Below are 2,769 nucleotides of genomic sequence, written 5' to 3'. Positions count from 1 at the left end.
TCCTCAACCCGAAAGCAGCGCGCAGCCAGGTGATCGGGGCGATGACCATGGGCGTCGGTGCGGCGTTGATGGAGGAGCTGGCGGTGGACAAGAAGCTCGGTTTCTTCGTCAACCATGATCTGGCCGGATATGAAGTGCCGGTGCACGCCGACATTCCGCATCAGGAGGTGATCTTCCTTGACGAGACCGATCCGCTTTCGTCGCCGATGAAGGCCAAGGGTGTAGGTGAGCTGGGGATTTGCGGGGTGAGCGCGGCGGTGGCCAATGCGATCTACAACGCCACCGGAGCACGGGTGCGCGATTATCCGATCACCCTGGACAAAATTCTCTCGTCCTTGCCCGAGATGATCTGAAAGCCCCTCACCCTGGCCCTCTCCCAAAGGGAGAGGATTGGGTGAGGGCCTTGTAGCACATGGGCATGGGGAACTGGCGCGTCACTCACTACGCGGATACTGCGCCTCCCCTACTTGCTCCATCCACTCCACCACCTCGCCGTCCAGCACCTCGGCAATCGCAATGTGCGTCATCGCCGTCGTCGGTGCTGCGCCATGCCAATGCTTCACATCTGGCGCAATCCACACCGTGTCGCCAGGGCGAATCTCGCGTATTGGCTGGCCCCATTCCTGCACGAAACCGGCACCGGCCGTTACGATCAACGTCTGCCCCAACGGGTGGGTGTGCCATGCCGTTCGCGCTCCCGGCTCGAACGTCACCGTGGCGCCGCTGACCCGCGCGGCATCCGAGCCCTTGAACGGCGCATCGACCCGCACGATTCCGGTGAACCAATCCGCCGGGCCGCGGGCCGAAGGTTGTGAGCCATTGGGCGTGACCGTCACGCGTGCACTTTCATTGGCCTGCACATCCGCAGCCAACAGAGACAACGTCAACGCTGAAGCAGTAATCGGGTTCATGACATGCCCTCCAGAATGCAAAAAAAATCGGTAGGTGCAGCCTTCGGCAGCGCCTGCAGGTCACTTTAGCGGGCCGTACTCTTCAGATAATCGACTAGAATTCGAAAAAACTTATGCAGGACACTCATCAATGCTTCGGGAAAACGCCACTGACCTGCTCGCCTTCCTCGCCGTCGCGCACGCGCGCAGCTTCACCAAGGCAGCCGCCAAACTGGGCGTTTCGCAATCGGCACTCAGCCACACCATCCGCGCCCTCGAAACCCGTCTGGGCCTGCGCCTGCTGACCCGCACCACCCGCAGCGTTTCGCCCACCGAGGCCGGCGAACACCTGCTGCAAAGCATCGGCCCGCGTTTCGAAGAGATCGAGCGCGAACTCGCCGCCCTGAGTCACCTGCGTGAAACCCCGGCCGGCAGAATCCGCATCAGTGCCACCGACCATTCGCTGGACTGGCTGCTGCGCCCGGTGCTGCAGACCTTTCTGCCCAAGTATCCGGACATCGCCGTCGAGGTCTGCTGCGATTACGGCTTCGTCGATATCGCGGGACAAGGCTTCGATGCGGGCGTGCGCCTGGGCGAGGACGTCGCCCAAGGCATGATCGCCACCCGCATCGGCCCGGACATGCGCATGGCGGTGGTCGGTGCGCCGGAGTACTTCGCCCGTCATCCGGCACCGCACACCCCACGGGATTTGACCGGGCATGCCTGCAACAACCTGCGCCTGCCGACCAACGGCGGGCTCTATACCTGGGAGTTCGAGAAGGATGGCGAACGCCTGAAAGTGCGTGTCTCGGGGCAGATCACCCTGAACGGCGTCTACCCGCTGCTCAATGCGGCGCTGGATGGCTTTGGCCTGAGTTACATCCCGCAGAACATCGTCGCGCCGTATCTGGCCGAGGGCCGTTTGCAGCAAGTCCTGGAGGACTGGTGCCCGACGTTCGCCGGCTATCACCTGTACTACCCGAGCCGACGCCAGGCGGCACCGGCGTTTGCCTTGTTACTGGAGGCGTTGCGGTTTCGCGGTTGAGCGGCGCTAACCGAGCAACGCAATCAACTGGTGCCGCTGCGCATCCGTCAACATCGGCCCGAACCCGGCCCGGGCGTTATCGGCCATGTAGCGCGGATTGCTGGTGCCCGGAATCACACAGGTCACCGCTGGATGCGCCAGCAGAAACTTCAGCGCCAGTTGCGGCCAGCTGTTGACCTGCACGTCCGAGACCCAGCCCGGCAGCGGCTTGTCCTTGAGCCTGGCGAGCACGCCACCGCCGCCAAACGGCCGGTTGCAGATCACGGCCACACCGCGCTCGCGACACAGCGGCAAGAGGCGTTTTTCCACACCACGGTCGTCGAGGGCGTAGTTGATTTGCAGGAAATCGAGGGGCTCGGCCTTGAGCACCGCTTCGACTTCGTCATAAGCCGAAGGCGTGTAATGGGTGATGCCGATGTAGCGGATGCGCCCCTGCTCTTTCCACTCCCGCAGGGTCGGCAGGTGGGTTTGCCAGTCGAGCAGGTTGTGGATCTGCATCAGGTCGATGCGTTCGGTGCGCAGCAGGCTGAACGACTGCTCCATCTGCGCGATGCCCTCGGCGCGCCCGCGGGTCCACACCTTGGTGGCCAGAAACGCTGGCGAGCGCGGTTCGTGGATCGACAGCAGTTCACCGGTGGTCTGTTCGGCACGGCCATACATCGGCGAGCTGTCGATGACAGTGCCGCCCTTGCCGAACAACTCATCGAGCACGGCCGGCAGTTGCCGGTAGACCGGATCGCCCGGCGCAACGTCAAAACCGCGATAAGTGCCCAGGCCCACCATGGGCAGCGACTCGGAGCTTGAGGGGATGACGCGGGTCTGCATGGTCTGGCC

4 protein-coding genes are annotated in these 2,769 nt (G+C 63.5%); 2 read left to right on the top strand and 2 right to left on the bottom strand.

Going from position 1 to position 2,769, the window contains the following annotated elements; translation table 11 throughout:
- The coding region (locus DBR24_RS32215) for a molybdopterin cofactor-binding domain-containing protein (RefSeq protein WP_256591487.1) at nt 1-353 on the top strand (353 nt) is incomplete at its 5' end.
- Nucleotides 354-434: 81 nt separating this feature from the next.
- Here the strand turns inward: DBR24_RS32215 and DBR24_RS14755 are convergent.
- On the bottom strand, nt 435-911 hold the full coding sequence (locus tag DBR24_RS14755) for a cupin domain-containing protein (RefSeq protein ID WP_123462657.1): 477 nt from the start codon (nt 909-911) through the stop codon (nt 435-437).
- Between the two features lie 130 nt (nt 912-1,041).
- Here DBR24_RS14755 and DBR24_RS14750 point away from each other — a divergent pair, with 130 nt between their 5' ends.
- Complete coding sequence (locus DBR24_RS14750) at nt 1,042-1,935, top strand: LysR family transcriptional regulator (protein WP_128615131.1); 894 nt, start codon at nt 1,042-1,044, stop codon at nt 1,933-1,935.
- Between the two features lie 6 nt (nt 1,936-1,941).
- On the opposite strand, the gene DBR24_RS14745 is transcribed toward DBR24_RS14750, so the two are convergent.
- The coding region (locus DBR24_RS14745; RefSeq protein ID WP_256591486.1) for an aldo/keto reductase at nt 1,942-2,769 on the bottom strand (828 nt) is incomplete at its 5' end.

The organism is Pseudomonas sp. HMWF006, assembly GCF_003061205.1.
GTDB lineage: Bacteria > Pseudomonadota > Gammaproteobacteria > Pseudomonadales > Pseudomonadaceae > Aquipseudomonas > Aquipseudomonas monsensis.
Note: the sequence above shows the minus strand (reverse complement) of the source record. Positions and strands in the feature narration are given on the sequence as shown.